Here is an 18,157-nt window from a genome sequence, read left to right as displayed (position 1 = left end):
GTGTTAGAAAATTGTTAAATGTACTACTATAATAGGTGTAATTATTTGGTAGCCAATACTTTGAAAGTGTTGGCTATTCTTTTTTATGCTATCTCAAATCGCTAAATCTAATATTAATATTATTATTATTTATAATATACTTGATCTTTGACCCCTAATACCACACTTTTCTTCAATCATTTCTATTTTTTGCCTATCCTATTTGATGTTTTGAATATGATTTATACTTTTATTAAAAGAATTTAAAAATCAAATGCTATGAAGAAAACATCATTTCAAGACTATTTGCCTTTCATTTTCCTGGCATTGGTTGCGATAATTGGGTTATTTATGCCAAGGGAGGCAAGTTTTGCCGATCCTAAGGGTCAATACAATTATGGTGACATTGCCTGGATATTGGTTGCATCTTGCCTGGTATATCTGATGACACCTGGTTTGTCATTCTTTTACGGTGGTATGGTTAACCGTAAGAATGTGATCTCTACCATGGTCCAGAGCTTTATAGCTACCGGTATAGTGAGTGTACTGTGGGTTGTTATTGGTTTCAGCCTGTCATTCGGTACCTCTATAAATGGTCTGATTGGTGATCCTACTACATATCCTTTCTTCAGCGGCGTTTCGTCAGGAGAGCCCTGGGAGTTTGGTAAGACTATACCTTTATTGGTGTTTGCACTTTTCCAGATGAAATTTGCGGTGATCACGCCTGCCTTGGTTGTGGGTGCGGTTGCTGAGAGGATACGTTTCACTTCCTATGTATTATTCATGGTGTTGTTCAGTTTGCTGGTATATGCGCCTATTGCTCACTGGACATGGCATCCTCAGGGTCTGCTGGCTGGTATGGGTGTGCTTGACTTTGCAGGTGGTACGGTAGTACATATCTCTGCCGGTTGCGCTGCTTTGGCTGGTGTACTGGTACTGAAGCGTCGTAAGGACCATATTGAAAAGAAGGAGCTGCAACCTGCAAACATTCCTTTTGTATTGCTGGGTACAGGTTTACTGTGGTTTGGCTGGTTTGGCTTCAACGCGGGTTCTGCGCTGGGTGCTAACGGTCTGGCTGCTTCTGCTTTCGCTACTACAAATACTGCTGCTGCTGCTGCTGGTCTTTCCTGGATCTTCTTCGATGTGATCCGTGGCCGTAAAGCTTCTGCACTGGGTTTCTGTATAGGTGCTGTAGTTGGTCTTGTGGCTATCACTCCTGCTGCCGGTTTCGTAGGTATTCCGCAGAGTATCATGATAGGTTTTGCTGCTGCGATCGTTTCCAACCTGGTAGCTCATTACAAATCCAAAACCGCTATTGACGATACGCTGGACGTATTCCCCTGCCATGGTGTAGGCGGTATGGTGGGTATGCTGCTGACTGGCATATTTGCTACTACTGCTGTGAACAGCGCTGGTAAGGACGGTTGGTTCTATGGTAACTTCGATCTGTTCAAGAGCCAGTTCCTGGGTCTGCTGATCGTGGTAGTATACAGCTTCACTGTATCTTATGGCATCTTTAAGCTGATTGACCTGATCCATCCGCTGCGTGTAACTGACGAAGAGGAAGCACTGGGTCTGGATGCTACACAGCACAACGAACAATATCATCCTGCAATGATGAGCGTGTACGACAACGGCACTCTCAAAGAAGAGCAGATGGTGCACTAAGATGCATATACGTGATTAAAATAGTTTGATACCCAAAAAAAGAATAGCTGATAGTTAATAAGGGAGTATAATAAAACATTCTATCAACCAGGAGTTTTATCAACCAATATCTATATTCTCTGACTTAACATTTTTTATCCCCCGTTAATTATCAGCTATTCTTTTCTCACTCTTCCGGCTTAAGAACAGGAAAACAGCATACCACAGGAAAAACACGCACGCACACCATTTTATCATCCAAATTTCATTGCATGAAAAAAGTTCTATTGGCAGTATTTGCTGCCTGCCAGGTTTCGATTGCCTTTTCCCAAACGGCCGATACAACGCAGGCTCCGGCATTCAAACTTTCCGGTTCAGCCGATGTTTATTACAAGTACAATTTCAATGGCAATGTTACAGACAACAAGACAAGCTTTACAAATTCCCACAACAGTTTTGAGCTGGGAATGATTTCCCTGAAGGCAGAGCATGAATTCAAAAAGGGAAGTATTGTTGCCGATCTTGGTTTTGGCAGAAGAGCCGCTGAATTTTCCTACAATGAAACAACCGATAAAAAGAATACTGCTGAATTGGCTATCAAGCAGTTGTATATAGGTTACCAGGTACTGGACAAGTTAAAGATCAGCATGGGTAGTTTTGCTACGCATGTAGGATATGAGCTGCTGGATGCGTATCTGAACAGGAACTACAGTATGAGTTATATGTTCAGCAATGGTCCTTTCTTCAGTACGGGTGTAAAAGCAGATATTACCATTAATAAGTCGCTTACTGCTATGGTGGGCGTTTTCAATCCCACTGATTTTAAATCAGCTTCCTGGAGCAATCATAAATATATAGGCGCTCAGCTGGGATATACTTCTACAGTTGCCCCGGTTAAATTATACCTGAACTACCTGGAAGGTAAAGACACTATCGGGATACAGAACCACCAGGTTGATCTTGTAGCTATATACCAGGTGAACAATGTTATTGGTCTTGGGTATAATGGTACTGTAAGCACTTATAATAATACGAGGGATAAGGAGTCTGGAGAGGGAACTAAAAAATGGTGGGGATCTGCGCTGTATGTTAACCTGGACTTTAATCCCAATCTGGGGCTGACATTGCGTGGTGAGTATTTTGACGATAGCGATGCTCTGAAAACGCATGCTGGCCGAGAGGGTGGAAATATAGTAGCGGGTACGCTCTCTTTCAATTATAAAGTCGGTAATCTCACAATTATACCTGAATTCAGGGTTGACAAAGCTTCAACAGATATTTTTAATAAGAAGTCAGGGGCTGCTACCAGCACGTCTCCGAATGTTCTGTTAGCTGCAACTTATCATTTCTAAGCAGGACATCCTCCCTGCCCTGCGTTCCTTTTCTCCTTTCCGGCATCGGGAGAAGGGAGCGCGGGGCATTTGCATATTCCCTTATTCAAGGGAAATTTTTTTATTTTGTGAGTAAAACTGATTACATGCTACAGGCCCCCACGTTGAAATTCTTAAAGTCGTTAAGTAAGAATAACAATAAGCCCTGGTTTGATGAACATAGGTCTGAATACCAGGAAGCAAAAGAGGATTATGAGAGTGTGGTACAACAGATACTGGACGGTTTATGCAAGCAGGACCCGGCTATAGCGGGATTGCAGGTAAAGGACTGTACGTTCAGGATCTATAAAGATGTGAGGTTCTCTAAAGATAAGACTCCATATAAAACCAATATGGGTGCCGCTTTTTCACCTGGCGGCAGGAAAACGCCACGTCCGGGTTATTATTTTCACCTGGAGCCGGGAGGAAATAGTTTTGCCGGTGGCGGGTTGTGGATGCCTGATGCGGCAGTACTGAAAAAAGTAAGGCAGGAAATAGATTACAACTTTGAGGAGTTCCAGCAGATCATATCTAATAAGGAATTTATCCGGTACTTCGGAAAAATAGAGGGAGAGTCATTGAAGACAGCTCCGCAGGGCTATCAGCCAGATAATCCGGCTATAGCATACCTGAAACTGAAAAGTTTTACCGTATGGCACCACATTCCGGATGAAGCTGCGCTGCAACCGGCGTTGGTGAGAGAGATATTAAAGATATTTTCGGTGATGCAGCCTTTTGTAAAATTTCTTGACAGGGCGCTCGATACTGAGTAATTTTCAGTCTTGATGTACTGTATAAAGCTATTACGTATGCTGCCTGTTCTCATGGACAGGCAGTTTTTTGCATATAGCTCATTCACATGACGGCTGTTTGTCTATCCGCCGGATAGGCACCTGATAAATATATGAGTACTCATCCGGCAGATAGCTACAGTGTAAAAATGTTTTATACGGGTTAGTTTTTGTGGATCAGAAACTCAAACGGTCTTGCTTTGCGGTTTTTCAACAGATTCTCCTTATCAGTCTTAGTGTGTGCAAACCTCTGGTTATACACATTAGCCACTTCGATGATCGGAATGATACCATCCAGTGTATCATGTTGATCTACAATATTCATGATGCGAGAAACCTGAGAAGAAAAGTTAGTACTCCACTCTTCTGTAAATTTGTGCATCAATAAAAGCTCACGATTGGCGTTGGTTTTCATAGGACTTAAGGGTGTTTACGGATTTGTGAATTTTAGTTCTTTCGCACCTTACTTTCTTACAAAGTATGTCTTTTGGAATAAGTAAGCTGGCATAGGATTATTAATACCAAAATTGAATTTTATCCTTCATAAAGCAATACTACTTCTGTGTAATTTTTGTTCTGGTGATACTAATTTCTCTCGAAATCGATACTAAAAGAGCAAGTGCAGGCGCACTTGCTCTTTTATTTTGAAATTAAAACGTATATCCGTTCCGGAAATCATTTTTAAAGAACTAACAACATCACTGACAAGAGCTTCCGGGATGGTTAAATCCATTTCTGTGCGTGCAGATATTCAGCTATCTGCACTGCATTGGTTGCAGCGCCTTTACGGAGATTATCTGCTACTATCCAGAGATTCAGTGTTTTAGCCTGAGTCTCGTCGCGGCGGATACGTCCTACAAACACTTCATCCCTTTCATGCGCGTCTTTAGGCATGGGATATTGTTGTTTGGAAGGATCGTCGACTACTATTACTCCGGGCGTTTTTTCCAGGATGCTACGTATATCGCTGAGTTCAAATTCATTATCAAAAGCTACGTTCACAGATTCGCTATGACCACCGATAACAGGAATACGAACGGTAGTAGCTGTAACACGGATACCATCATCGCCCATGATTTTTATGGTTTCTTTTACCATCTTCATTTCCTCTTTCGTGTAACCGTTATCGAGGAAAACGTCGATCTGTGGTATAACATTCAAATCTATTCTGTGTGCATATGCTTTTTCTCCTTCCACACCTTTACGCTCATTCATAAGCTGATCTACTGCTTTGACACCGGTACCGGTCACTGACTGGTAAGTAGATACCACTACACGGTTGATCTTATATTGCTCATGCAGCGGGTTCAGTACCAGTACCATCTGGATGGTAGAGCAGTTAGGGTTGGCAATGATCTTATCTTCAGGAGTCAGTGTTTTACCATTGATCTCTGGTACTACCAGTTTTTTGGTTGGGTCCATTCTCCAGGCAGAGGAGTTATCGATCACTGTTATTCCTGCAGCGGCAAATTTAGGAGCCCATTCCAGGGAAGTGCTTCCTCCGGCGGAGAACAGGGCAACATCCGGCTTCATTGAAATAGCCGTATCAGCATTCACCACCTTATATGGCTTGCCCTTAAATGTTACTTCCTTACCAACAGACTTTTCAGAAGCTACGGGTATCAGCTCTGTAACCGGAAAATTCCTTTCCGTTAACACTTGTAACATTTTTGAGCCTACCAATCCGGTAGCTCCTACTACGGCAACTTTCATTGTTTTTACATTTTAAATTTTTGGAAGTGCAAATTTAACATAAGCCAGCCGGTTTTCAATGTATTGATCAGAATCATAGAAATTCACTAATTTTCAGCCTAAACCAACCCAAATTTTTAGAAATGCGTTTTTCCATTGTTTGCGCATACCTGCTATTGCGGGTATCCTTCTCGTTTTCTCAATTCGTAGAACGTTTTGATTATCAACAAATTGGTCCGGATTTTCCATGGCAAGGTACTGATACTGCCTGGCAATTGAACAGCGGCCAGTTGCAAAGCAGCTTAAGGCGAGTAAACAGCAGCTTTTATATTGCCACGCCGCTGGCCCTGACAGGGAGTATTACCTGGGAGTGGTGGATCTGGCTGAATTTTAATACTTCCTCCCAGAATTATGTGGATGTATACCTGATGGCGGATACGTCTAACCTGCTATCGGAAGTAAAGGGCTATTATGTGAGGATAGGTAATACGAGGGATGAGATCTGTCTTTACCGGCGTGACGGCACAGGTACTCCTTCCCTACTGGTAGATGGAAGGGACGGTATCACTGATCATAGTTCAAATATTCTTAAGATAAGGGTGATAAGGAGTGCTACCGGTCAGTGGGAATTATGGACGGATGAAACAGGAAAAGGGGATGCCTATGTTTCTGAAGGAGGGGTTACAGACAATATATATAATACGTCCCGGTTCATGGGATTCCTGGTACGGCAATCCACTTCGTCATTTTTTCGTCGCCATTATATAGATGATGTAATTGTATGGACCGAGGCTACACCTCCGGACACGGTACAAACCGTTCCTGTAAAAAAGTATGATGTGCTGATACATGAGTTCCTGCCCAGGGCATTACCTTCTGCGGGTCTGCTGCCGGCGCGCTTTATTGAGCTGAGGAATAACAGTGAACATGCCATACAGCTGAAAGGCTGGAAGATAGGTAACAGTACCAGGGAGGTAGTGCTGCCGGCATACCTGCTAAAGCCGGACAGTTTGCTGGTGTTGTGTGATAAAGGGAGCGCCAGTGCTTACAGCATTAATAATATACTGGGCATCAGCGGTATGCCGTTGCCGGGAGACAGTGACGTTATTACCTTATATAATGACAGTAATGTCCTGGTCCATGCCGTGGGATATGACAGAAGCTGGTATAATGATGCTGTAAAGGCCAAAGGGGGCTGGAGCCTTGAAATGAGGTCTGTTCAGTGGCCCTGTGCGGGTGGAAGTAACTGGCAGCCGTCTGCAGCACCGGGAGGCGGAACGCCGGGAACAGATAATACTGCGAATGGAATACCATTGCCGGTATCGTTACAACGGTCATATATGTACGATAGTGTAACGGTGCAACTGATCTTTTCCGGCGCTATGGATAGTCTGACAGCAGTTGACATTGCAAGGTATTCTTTACCGTTAGAAGGGATCAGCATCTCTCCTCCCTTATATAACACAGTAATACTGCATCTGCAAAGACCTTTATCTCCGGATACCATTTATATGCTTTCTGTTGATGGGCTGAATGATTGTAAAGGGCTGCCTGTAAAGGCAGACAGTATACTACTGACGCAATCAGCAGTACCGGATAGCCTGGATGTAGTGATCAATGAAGTATTATATGACGGGGCCATTGAATTTATAGAATTATATAACCGCAGTAAAAGGAGTATTAACCTGCAGGAATTATATGTTAACGGAAAAACGGTGACAATACCTGCATTGTTATTGCCCGGAGAACTGGCTGTGTTTACATCTGATCCTGCCGGGCTATGTATGTTATATAATTGTATGACGGATGCAAATATTTATGATGTCAACATTCCTGTATTAAAAAATGGTGAGGGAGATGTTGTATTGAAACGCAGTGACGGGCAGGTACTGGATTCGTTCCATTATTCAGATGACCTGCATTTTTTGCTGGCGGGGAATACAAAAGGTGTTTCCCTGGAGCGGCTGGACCCGGATGCCCCTACACAGGATAAGTATAACTGGCATTCTGCGGCATCGACAGTGAAATATTCAACTCCTGGCACAAATAATTCGCAGCGATTGCAGCTGCCGGGGACAGAAGGTGTGTTTTCGGTAGCGCCCTCCTTATTTTCTCCGGATAATGACGGGACGGATGATGTGGCTGTGGTCAGCTATACGCTGCCCGGGCCCGGGTATGTAGCTAATATGATGATATTTGATGCTTTGGGGAGGTTGGTACGTACTCTTGAAAAGAATATTTTATTGCCGGTAAGCGGCCGCATCTTCTGGGATGGCCGGGGAGACGGGAACCGTGTGCCGGGTACCGGTATATATGTGATTTTTATAGAGATATTTGACCTTAATGGGAGAACCAGCCGGTGGAAATTGCCGTTGGTATTAGCAAAAAGGTTAAATTAGTTGATAGTGTCAAGATGAATAGCTGACAAAGTCAATAATGGAAAAAAGAATTAAATGAACGGGATCTCCAATTTGTCGGATAGAAACGATTTTTTATATTTGCGCTTCTTAAAAATTTGAACATGCAGTATAGAGAAATAGTTGCAGTAACCGGTTTGGGTGGTTTGTTTCAATTGATTGCCAGCAAACAGGATGGCGCTATCGTAAGATCTCTGGAAGACAAGAGCACAAAGTTTGTGAGCTCCCGTGTCCACAACTTTACTCCCCTGGAAAGTATAGAAGTATTTACTACCGGAGAGAATGTGAACCTGGCTGAGGTTTTCAAGGCTATGCAGGACCAGGAAGCGAAAACAGCTCCTGTTGATGCAAAGGCAGATAATAATGCTATCAAGGCTTATTTCAAGAGCGTATTCCCTTCTTTTGATGAAGAAAGGGTTTATGTGAGCGATATGAAGAAGATGGTGAAATGGTATGCCATCCTGAAGAGCAATGACCTGCTGAAATTCGAAGAAGTAGCTGAGGAAGCTGCTGAAGAGGTTGCAGAGGTGAGCGCTCCTGTAGTGGAAGAAGAGAAACCAGCTAAGAAAGCGGCTAAGCCTAAGAAAGCGGCGGCGAAAGAAGGTGCGGATGCTGAAGAAGCGCCTGCGGAAAAGCCTGTTAAGAAGGCAGCGGCTAAGCCTAAGAAAGAGGAGGCTCCTGTTGCTGAGGGTGAAGAAGCGCCTAAGAAGAAGGCTGCTCCTAAGAAGAAGAAGACAGAAGAATAGTCCGGATTACGGATTGATGATAAGAGCCTGGCACTGATTGTTTTAATCAGTGCCAGGCTTTATTATTCAGGGATGGTAAGGGGGAATTGCTCAAAACAGGGTTTTGCTGAAGGCGAAACGCTGTTTTTGAGAGGAAGATCTGGCCTGCGGCCGGCTGGGGGAAGGTGAGAGTTTTTTAGAGGAAGGGATGGGGGCTGGCGGAAGAAAAAGTGAGGGGTGTTTGGAAGCCTTATAATTTCTTATTTTAGTAAAATGAATACGTTAGACGCAAATATTGAGAAACAGCCACGTAAATTATTACCGGAAGATTTTACGGTAACTACGTGGGAGGCCTTGCAGCCTTTTTTTGAGGAACTGCAGCAAAGACCGATAGACAATGTGCCTGCACTGGAGCAATGGCTGAAAGATGTTAGTGAGCTGGAGGCGGTGGTCAGTGAGGATGCCTGCTGGCGGCAGATCCGTATGACCTGCGATACTACTGATAAGTCGCTCGAGGAGGCATTTGCCTACTTCTGCATGGAAATACAGCCCAAGTTACAGCCCTATGCAGATGCGCTGAATAGGAAGTTACTGGCCAGTGAAGCTGTAAAGGCCCTTGACCAGGAACTATATGCTACTTACCTGCGTAATGTACGCAAGCAGGTAAAACTGTTCCGCGAGGAGAATGTGCCGTTGCTGGCGGAATTAAGTGTACAGTCGCAGCAATACGGCGCTATTGCCGGTAAAATGACTGTGACCGTGAATGGACAGGAATATACCCTGCAGCAGGCTGCCCGTTTCCTGGAAAGCAGTGACCGTGCGCTGAGAGAAGAGGTATTTAGTAAAACAGCTACCCGCCGGCTGGAGGACAAAGATACCCTTGACCAGCTGTATACTTCCCTGGTGCAGAAGCGGGACCAGGTGGCAAAGAATGCCGGATTTGCCAATTACAGGGATTACAAATTTGAGGACCTGGGTCGTTTTGACTATACAAAAGAGGATTGTTTCCAGTTCCATACAGCTATAAAGGAGCATATTCTGCCGCTGGTAAAGCAGTTACAGGAGAAGCAGCGTGAAAAGCTGGGACTGGATGTATTGAAGCCATGGGATAGTGATGCTGAGCCGGCGGGGGTGAAACCGCTGGAGCCTTTTCATACAGGTGAGGAATTGATCAATAAAGCAATTGCCTGTTTTGATGAGCTGGGGCCGTTCTTTGGTAACTGTCTGCGGGTGATGCAGAAAATGGGGAGGTTGGACCTGGAGAGCCGTAAGGGCAAGGCTCCGGGAGGATATAACTGTCCACTGGCGGAAACAGGAGTGCCTTTTATTTTCATGAATGCTGCCGGTCAGATGAAGGACCTGACCACGATGGTGCATGAGGGCGGGCATGCTGTACATTCTTTCCTGAGCCATAACCTGCCGCTGAGTGCATTCAAGGAATATCCGATGGAGATAGCGGAAGTAGCTTCTATGAGTATGGAGCTGTTCACAATGGACCATTGGAATATTTTCTTCAGCAATGAGGAGGAATTGCGCAGGGCTAAGTTACAGCAGCTGGAAAGGGCTATAGTGATCTTCCCGTGGATAGCGACGATAGATAAATTCCAGCACTGGATCTATGAAAATCCGCAGCATACTGTGGAAGAGCGTACGGCCAGCTGGGTGAAGATCCAGGATGAGTTCTCTACCGGGGTGACTGACTGGTCAGGCTGGGAGAATTACCGTGCTATTGGCTGGCAGCGCCAGCTGCACCTGTTTGAAGTTCCTTTCTATTATATAGAGTATGGTATTGCTCAGCTGGGAGCTATTGCTATGTGGAAGCAATATAAGGAGAACAAGCAGCAGGCGCTGGATAATTATGTAAAGGCGCTGAGCCTGGGAAGTACCCGTACTTTACCTGAGCTGTATAAGGCAGCCGGAATCAGGTTTGATTTCTCTCCTGCTTATGTGAAGGAGCTGGCTGAGTTTGTGAGAAGGGAGATAGACCAGATCGGTCAGTAATGTATTATATATATTATATAGGCCGGCAGCGGGAAGCTGCCGGCCTTTTTTATTTACATTGTTTGCATACTCCGCTTACCACTACGTCTATGTTATGCATGGCGTATCCTTTTGGGAGGTGTATTTCAGGTACATCTGTATCGTCCAGGCAGATAGTATTGCCGCACTCTTCACATTTGAAATGTACGTGATGGTCATGATGATTATGCTCTGTGCATTCTGATTTGCAGAGGGCATAACGGATAGAAGTATCTGTGGTAGGGATGCTATGGATGATCCCTTTATCCAGGAATGTTTGTAATGTGCGATACACTGTGACGCGGTCAAATGTCTGTCCGGCCAGTTTTTCAAAACTGCTATGTTCCAGTGCGCCATTACTGTTCATGAACAGTTCCAGTATTTTCACCCTTGTATCTGTTATGCTAAGTTTGCTGGCTCTGAGCAGTTCTGTAATATTTGCTTTATTCTTGTTGCTCATACTGAATTATTGTTTTTCCTTTAGCAAACGGCCAATGTCTGCAATGAGCTTGTCGACATCCGGCTTTTTGGTGCCTTCATAGAGGCCTCTTACCCGGCCTACCCCGTCTACCAGGGCGAACCATTGGGTATGTACAAAATCTTCGTCGCCCGTATAGGTGCCGTCATCTACCAGGTAGCCGGCTCTGGCAAGTTTATAAAGTTCTTTTTTGGTGCCGGTGAGGAACCACCAGTTAGATGGGTTGGCTCCGTGTTCTTCCGCGTATTTCTTGAGTACAGGGATGCTGTCTGTTTCAGGATCTACTGTATGGGAGAGGATGCGGAAGCGAGGTTCATCTTTATAAGTGGCATATACCTTTTCCATGTTGGCGTTCATCTTTGGACAGATGCCGGTGCAGGTAGTAAAGAAGTATTCTGCGACATATATTTTACCTTCTACGTCTTTACTGGTAATAGTGCGTCCTTCCTGGTTGGTGAAGGAAAAGCCTCCTACAATATGACCATTTGTACCTAAAACCGGGAGTTTTTCTTCTCCGAAAAAGCTTCCTTTTTCTCCTTTGATTACGTAGCCGGAGTACCCGAGGAAGGCGATTGACAGCAGGACAAAAAAGATAAGATAAAACACGTTCTTCTTGGACATAAGGCCGTTCGTTTGTTATATATGCAAAGGTAGTACACAAAAGGGTAACTATGGACGAGGTTTTGGTTGAGGGAGGAGTGGGCTAAGCATTTAAATTATAATCATATTATGCAACTAAGTTGCAAACAATGGTTATCTTTATGGGGAAGTCATACGTTGTCCCCTATACAATACGCATACATAGAATTGGAATTATACCGTGCTGCAACTTCTGCTGCGGCACTTTTTTACATTTTCAGTCCCAGTTTAACGCCGAGATGCAGGCTGGGCAGTATGCTGACAAGCCGTCCGTCGTTGGCCTGGACGGTGCCGTTATTGTCGTTGAAGTTACGGTAGTTATATACTTTGGCGCGGACACCTATACCGATATATGGGTCTATGATGAATTTATCTTTCCTGATCTGCCGGCCCAGGAGGAGCTGGAGGCCATAAACGTCTTTATCGGCGGATTCCTTGTATTTGATATTGTTGAGGGTTACATCTTCATTTGGGTAAAATACTTTCCTGAAGAAGAGGACGGTTTGAAAGTAGGTACCCTGGGCGCGGAACAGGGTTTCATCTTTCTGGGAGAAGAGATACCAGCGGAGGGCGGCTTTGAACCCGAGGCCTCTGCCGTCTACAAATTGTTCTGTACTGATATCCGGTTTTTTTTGTCCGAAATCTATTTTTTTAGCCAGGATATAATCCGGGTAGTCGGTATATATTCCGCTGACGGCCAGTTCCAGGCTTAATTTCTCGTTGAGTTCCTGCTCTATGGAGACTTCCAGTTCATTAATAAGGGTAGTGGGATTTACCTTGATATAGGTAGATCTGCGAAAGGAGTTGTCATTGCTTTGCGAGAGGGCGGTCAATCCGCAAAGGCATGACAGGCATGTAACAAGCAGTGGTCGTTTCATATAATTGTCTGCAAATTATAGACTACAGGTAAATGGCTGTAAGCTGCGGGGGCAGGATCACAGACTGTGACAGTAGCTGTAGGTATTGCTTATTTAGTCAATAATCGTTCCACAATTAGCGGGTACCATTTATGTTCGAGCAGCTGGATTTTGCCTGCTAATGTAAGCGGGGTATCATCCGGAGTGATGATACAGCGTTCCTGGAGGATGGTGGCGCCATCGTCATATTTCTCGTTCACGTAATGGATGGTGATACCGCTTTCTGTTTCTCTGGCAGTGATGACTGCTTCATGAACGAAGTGTCCGTACATACCTTTTCCTCCGTATTTGGGTAAAAGTGCGGGATGTATATTAATAATGGTGTCTGGAAATGCCTGTACCAGGTTGGCAGGTACTTTCCAAAGGAAACCGGCTAATACTATGAGATCGATACCTGCTTCTTTGAGGATTGTAATGTAATTGTCTGTATGGAAGAAGGATTCTTTCTCTATTAAGACGGAGGGTATCCCTTCTTTTTCTGCGATCTGAAATACGCCTGCTCCTGGTTTGTTGCAGAGGATCATTGAGACCCTGGCAATGGCTGAATTTCTGAAATGGTCTATGATCTTCTGAGCATTACTACCTGTACCTGAAGCGAAGATGGCTATATTTTTCAATGTTATATATTATTAAGAACCCGGCGCAAAAGTAATTAATTGGCATTTATTATTCAGGCGGGAGATGGGGGAAGTTAAAAAAGTACAGGGGTGAATCAAAAATAATACCAGCCTGGTGTTTATATGTAAGATATACATATTAATATATGGATCCGACATGAAAGAGATCTCAGGATATGACATTTATCATGTTTTTTTTCATGCAAAACGTCCTGCTTTCCCGCGTCCTATATAGGAAAAAGGATTCTGTAGTGCAAGTAAGAAATTTTTATAATTGTTGGTAAATTGTCAACATTGTGTCTTATTTTTGTGAGCACTTTTAAGAAACTTAAGGTCAAATCTAAACTAAATAGGCTGTGTATCGTCGTGTTTCCATTCTTATGCGCAAGCATTTTGTGAGTGTTCTTGTCCTATGCGTTGGCATGATAGCATCCTTGTCTGTAAAGGCTGCTGATCCGTCAAAGGGTAAAACACTGTTTCAGCAGAATTGCGCAAGCTGCCATAATGTTTTCAAGCAAGTAACTGGTCCAGCCCTGATGGGTGTGGAGGAACGTTGGTCTGACAAGAAATTGTTACACCAATGGATTAAGAACTCATCTTCTGTGGTAGCATCCGGGGATGCGTACGCTACTGACCTGTTCAGCAGGTTCAACAAACAGGTGATGCCTGCTTTCCCTTCCTTCTCTGATGCTGATGTGGATGATATCCTGGCTTACATCTCTGAGACTGCTGCCAAAGGCGCCGGTGGAGATAAAGGCAAGGGTCCTGCAGGAGCAACTGCTGCTGCAGGAGCGGAAGAGGGTGGTAACAACAGCCTGCTGTTCGGTATCATTACCCTGATCCTGGCGGTTGTAGCGCTGATCCTGATGCAGATAAACAGCAACCTGAATAAGCTTGCTGCTGACAAGGATGGAGTTGCTGTTCCAGAGCCGGTTCCTTTCTACAAGAACAAAGCTTACATCGCACTGATTATCCTGGCACTGTTCATTGTTGGTGGTTATTTCACTATCAATGGAGCTATCAGCCTGGGACGTCAGAAAGACTATATGCCTGAGCAGCCGATCTTCTATTCTCACAAAGTACATGCGGGCATCAACCAGATCAACTGTCTGTATTGCCATGCAGGTGCAGAGAAGAGCAAACATGCCATGATCCCTTCTGAGAACATCTGTATGAACTGTCACAAGACCATCAGTGAATATGGCGGTCCTGATCTGTACACTGCAGAAGGTAAGAAAGTAAATGGTACTGCAGAGATCCAGAAATTATATGATCATGTAGGATGGGACTCTAAAGCCCAGAGCTATACTAAACCCGGCAAACCTATTGAATGGACCAAGATCCATAATCTGCCTGACCACGTATACTTTAACCACTCTCAGCACGTAGTAGCCGGTAAGCAACAATGTCAGACCTGTCATGGTGCCATCACTGAAATGGATGAAGTTCACCAGTTTGCAGACCTGTCAATGGGATGGTGCGTGAACTGTCACCGTACTACCAAAGTGCAGTTTGCTGACAACAAATACTACAGCATTTTTGAGAAATTCCACCAGGATATCAAGGATCACAAGATTGACAGTGTAACTGTTGAGATGATTGGTGGTACTGAATGTCAGAAATGTCACTATTAATATAATTGTTGTAAAAAATCTGATGAAGGAAGTGAAATGTATAGGTGATGTATGTCAACTTCCTCAGTTTCAAATTATAATCCGTAACTCGTTAGTATAAATAACATGGAGCAAAAAAAGTATTGGAAAGGCCTGGAGGAGTTGCACAATACCAAGGAACATCAGGAGAATGTGAAGAATGAATTCAGAGAGGATTTGCCTTTTGAAGAGAGTGAAAGCCTGTTGAATGCTACTACCCCCCGCCGGGATTTCCTGAAATACCTGGGGTTCACTACTGCAGCGGCTACTATTGCTGCCAGTTGCGAAACGCCTGTTAGAAAAGCAATACCTTATGTAAATAAGCCGGAAGAAATTACCCCCGGCGTTCCTAACTATTACGCTTCCACTTACGCTGTAGACGGAGAGTACGTGCCGGTTGTGGTAAAGACCCGCGAAGGCCGTCCTATCAAAATAGATGGTAACGAACTGTCTTCTGTTTCCGGCAGCGCTTCCACAGCAAGGGTACAGGGTGCTGTACTGAGCCTATATGATGCAGCCCGTCTGCGTTTCCCTACTATCAACGGTGCAGAAACCACCTGGGCGGAGCTGGACAAGCAGGTAACTGCTGCTCTGGCAGGTCTGGCAGGCGCTCCTATTGCGTTGCTGACCTCTACCATCATCAGTCCTTCTACTAAAAAAGTAATCGCAGCCTTCCAGGCTAAATATCCTTCCTTCCGTCACGTTACTTATGATGCAGTTTCCTACTCTGGTATGCTGCTGGCTAACGAGGCTTCTTATGGAAAGAGAGCATTACCTGTTTATCACTTCGAGAACGCGAAAACCATCGTGAGCCTCGGTGCTGATTTCCTGGGTACATGGCTGAACCCTGTAGAATACGCAAAACAGTACGGTGTTAACCGTAAGATCGATGAGAAGAAGCCGGAGATGAGCAAGCATTTCCACTTCGAGAGCATGATGAGCGTAACAGGTGCTAATGCAGACGAAAGATATACACATAAACCTTCTGAGACAGGTGCTGTGGCCCTGGCCCTGCTGAGCGCTGTAGGCGGTGCTGTAAGCAAACCGGCTATTGCTGACAAGCGTCTGGCTGAAGGAATTGAGAAAGCAGCTAAATCCCTGAGAGAGAACCAGGGTAAGGCGCTGGTAGTGAGCGGCAGCAATGATGTGAATATTCAGATCATTGTAAACGCTATCAACAATCAGATTGGTGCTAACGGCGCAACTATTGACTGGGCTTCTACAGTGGGCTACCGTCAGGGTATTGACAGCGACATGGTCCAGCTGGTAAGTGACCTGAAATCAGGTAGTGTAGGTGCACTGTTTGTTTACGGTGTAAACCCTGCATACGATTATTATGATGCAGCGGGTTTCACTGAAGGTATTAAGAAAGCGAAGCTGACTGTTACTTTCAACGACCGTAAAGACGAAACTTCCGAACTGTTCAAATATGCGGCTCCTGCCCATCACTTCCTGGAAAGCTGGGGAGATGCTGAAGGCCGTACCGGATATTACAGCTTTATACAGCCAACCATTGCACCGTTGTTTAAGACACGTGCATTCGAAACTACCCTGCTGACCTGGAGTGGTAATACTACTACCTGGGAAGATTTCCTGAAAAATGAGTGGATCACCAAACTGGGTGGACAGGAAGCATGGGATAAAGTACTGCAGGATGGTATCATAGAGCCTGCGCTGGCTCCTGCCCCGGGCAGTGCTGCTTTCACAGGAGATGTTGCTGCTGCTGCTGCTGCTATCAACAGCGCCAAGAAAGGTGGTAAACTGGAGCTGGTACTGTATGAGAAAGTAGCTATCGGTAACGGTAAAGAGGCTAACAACCCATGGCTGCAGGAAATGCCAGACCCGATTACCCGTTCTACATGGGATAACTATGCAGTTATTTCCAACACCCTGGCTAAAACGTATAACACTCAGCTGGGTGATGATTACGAGATCAACGCTGAAAGAAAAGTTCTGAAAATAAAAGCGAACGGTAAGGAAATAGAGCTTCCGTTGCTGATACTGCCTGGTATCCATCCTGATGTGATTGCCATTGCAGTTGGTTATGGCCGCAACCAGAATGCTGGTAAAGCTGCGGGTGGTGTAGGTAAAAATGCTTATCCACTGGTGAGCTACAACGGTAAAACCTTTGATTATTTCTCAGTAGACACTGCTGTTGAAGCTACGAGCAAGACTTACGAGATTGGTCTTACCCAGACGCACAATAGTTACGAAGGCCGTCCTATCGTAAAAGAAACCACCCTGGAAGAGTTCATCAAGAACCCTAAAGAGGTGAACGAAGACCGTGAAGAACTTGCTCAGCAGTTTGATCACGATTTCCGTAAAAATGGTACCCTGTATCCTGATGTACACCAGTATAACGGTATTAAGTGGGGTATGTCTATAGACCTGAACACCTGCTTTGGTTGCGGTGCGTGTACTATTGCCTGCCAGGCAGAGAACAACGTATCTGTTGTGGGTAAAGAGCAGGTGATCAAGGCGCACGAAATGCACTGGCTGCGTATTGACCGTTATTTTGCGGGTGATGAGAACAATCCTGAAGTGGTGTTCCAGCCTATGCTGTGCCAGCATTGTGATAACGCTCCGTGTGAGAACGTTTGTCCGGTTGCTGCAACCAACCACAGCTCTGAAGGTATTAACCAGATGGCTTACAACCGTTGTATCGGTACCCGTTACTGCGCTAACAACTGTCCTTATAAAGTTCGTCGCTTCAACTGGAGAGACTGGAACGGTGCGGACAGCTTTGATAATAACCTGTATGATGTAGGCGGTATGAATGACAGCCTGACACGTATGGTGCTGAACCCTGATGTAGTGGTTCGTAGCCGTGGTGTGATGGAGAAATGTTCTTTCTGCGTACAGCGTTTACAGGATGCCAAACTGACTGCCAAGAAAGCGGGCCGTCCGATGAAAGATGGTGAAGCTAAAACAGCTTGTCAGGTTGCATGTTCTGCCGATGCTATCGTATTCGGTAACGTGAATGACAAAGAAAGCCGTATCTACAAAGTACGTAACGAAGAGCAGACAAACAGAAGCTACTATGTACTGGAGCAACTCCACGTACTGCCTTCAATCAGCTACCTGGCGAAGATCAGAAACAAAGATGCTGAGCCTAAAGCTGAGGTAAAAGGTCATCACGAAGCGGCTCATGAAGGTGCAAAGCACGAAGCATAAGCCAGTTGGTTGCCTGCTAAAAGAACGAAAGATTAACAGA

At 44.9% G+C, this 18,157-nt stretch carries 14 protein-coding genes; 8 read left to right on the top strand and 6 right to left on the bottom strand.

Features of this window, described 5'->3' with window-relative positions:
* Positions 1-258: 258 nt before the first annotated feature.
* The 3 genes from GO493_RS01620 to GO493_RS01610 all read left to right on the top strand — a co-directional run bounded on the left by GO493_RS01620 (position 259) and on the right by GO493_RS01610 (position 3,769).
* Complete coding sequence (locus tag GO493_RS01620; RefSeq protein ID WP_157304315.1) at positions 259-1,647, top strand: ammonium transporter; 1,389 nt, start codon at positions 259-261, stop codon at positions 1,645-1,647.
* Between the two features lie 251 nt (positions 1,648-1,898).
* A complete protein-coding gene (locus GO493_RS01615) occupies positions 1,899-2,978 on the top strand; it encodes a porin (RefSeq protein ID WP_157304314.1) in 1,080 nt (359 codons plus the stop codon).
* A gap of 125 nt (positions 2,979-3,103) precedes the next feature.
* On the top strand, positions 3,104-3,769 hold the full coding sequence (locus GO493_RS01610) for a DUF2461 domain-containing protein (protein WP_157304313.1): 666 nt from the start codon (positions 3,104-3,106) through the stop codon (positions 3,767-3,769).
* Between the two features lie 181 nt (positions 3,770-3,950).
* Here GO493_RS01610 and GO493_RS01605 read toward each other — a convergent pair whose 3' ends face one another.
* Together GO493_RS01605 and GO493_RS01600 are read right to left on the bottom strand one after the other, a co-directional pair.
* Entirely contained in the window at positions 3,951-4,202 is a 252-nt protein-coding gene (locus GO493_RS01605) for a hypothetical protein (RefSeq protein ID WP_012788212.1), read from the bottom strand.
* Positions 4,203-4,510: 308 nt separating this feature from the next.
* Positions 4,511-5,500 carry an aspartate-semialdehyde dehydrogenase gene (locus tag GO493_RS01600; protein ID WP_157304312.1) on the bottom strand — a complete coding sequence of 330 codons (990 nt, stop codon included), beginning with the start codon at positions 5,498-5,500 and terminating at the stop codon, positions 4,511-4,513.
* A gap of 122 nt (positions 5,501-5,622) precedes the next feature.
* Between GO493_RS01600 and GO493_RS01595 the strand changes: the two genes are divergently transcribed.
* From GO493_RS01595 to GO493_RS01585, 3 genes are all read left to right on the top strand, one after another.
* Entirely contained in the window at positions 5,623-7,878 is a 2,256-nt protein-coding gene (locus tag GO493_RS01595; RefSeq protein ID WP_157304311.1) for a lamin tail domain-containing protein, read from the top strand.
* A gap of 122 nt (positions 7,879-8,000) precedes the next feature.
* Complete coding sequence (locus GO493_RS01590; RefSeq protein WP_157304310.1) at positions 8,001-8,642, top strand: DUF5606 family protein; 642 nt, start codon at positions 8,001-8,003, stop codon at positions 8,640-8,642.
* A 252-nt stretch (positions 8,643-8,894) separates the two neighbouring features.
* Positions 8,895-10,622, top strand: coding sequence for a M3 family oligoendopeptidase (locus GO493_RS01585; RefSeq protein ID WP_157304309.1), 1,728 nt, complete (start codon positions 8,895-8,897; stop codon positions 10,620-10,622).
* A gap of 49 nt (positions 10,623-10,671) precedes the next feature.
* Here the strand turns inward: GO493_RS01585 and GO493_RS01580 are convergent, their stop codons facing one another.
* The 4 genes from GO493_RS01580 to purN form a co-directional block, all read right to left on the bottom strand.
* Positions 10,672-11,100: a Fur family transcriptional regulator gene (locus tag GO493_RS01580; protein WP_157304308.1), complete on the bottom strand. Its 429-nt coding sequence runs from the start codon at positions 11,098-11,100 to the stop codon at positions 10,672-10,674.
* Between the two features lie 6 nt (positions 11,101-11,106).
* Positions 11,107-11,739 (bottom strand): SCO family protein, encoded by a 633-nt coding sequence (locus tag GO493_RS01575; RefSeq protein ID WP_157304307.1) that lies wholly within the window; start codon positions 11,737-11,739, stop codon positions 11,107-11,109.
* Positions 11,740-11,966: 227 nt separating this feature from the next.
* Complete coding sequence (locus tag GO493_RS01570; RefSeq protein WP_157304306.1) at positions 11,967-12,635, bottom strand: hypothetical protein; 669 nt, start codon at positions 12,633-12,635, stop codon at positions 11,967-11,969.
* 89 nt (positions 12,636-12,724) lie between these two features.
* Entirely contained in the window at positions 12,725-13,291 is a 567-nt protein-coding gene (gene purN / locus GO493_RS01565) for a phosphoribosylglycinamide formyltransferase (RefSeq protein WP_157304305.1), read from the bottom strand.
* Positions 13,292-13,647: 356 nt separating this feature from the next.
* Here purN and GO493_RS01560 point away from each other — a divergent pair, with 356 nt between their 5' ends.
* Both GO493_RS01560 and GO493_RS01555 read left to right on the top strand, forming a co-directional pair.
* Positions 13,648-14,925, top strand: a complete 1,278-nt coding sequence (locus tag GO493_RS01560) for a c-type cytochrome (protein ID WP_317165392.1) — start codon at positions 13,648-13,650, stop codon at positions 14,923-14,925.
* 105 nt (positions 14,926-15,030) lie between these two features.
* Entirely contained in the window at positions 15,031-18,117 is a 3,087-nt protein-coding gene (locus GO493_RS01555) for a TAT-variant-translocated molybdopterin oxidoreductase (RefSeq protein WP_157304304.1), read from the top strand.
* Positions 18,118-18,157 lie beyond the last annotated feature (40 nt).

The organism is Chitinophaga tropicalis, from assembly GCF_009758205.1.
In the GTDB taxonomy this organism is placed as follows: Bacteria; Bacteroidota; Bacteroidia; order Chitinophagales; family Chitinophagaceae; genus Chitinophaga; species Chitinophaga tropicalis.
This window is presented reverse-complemented; position numbering and strand designations above follow the sequence as displayed.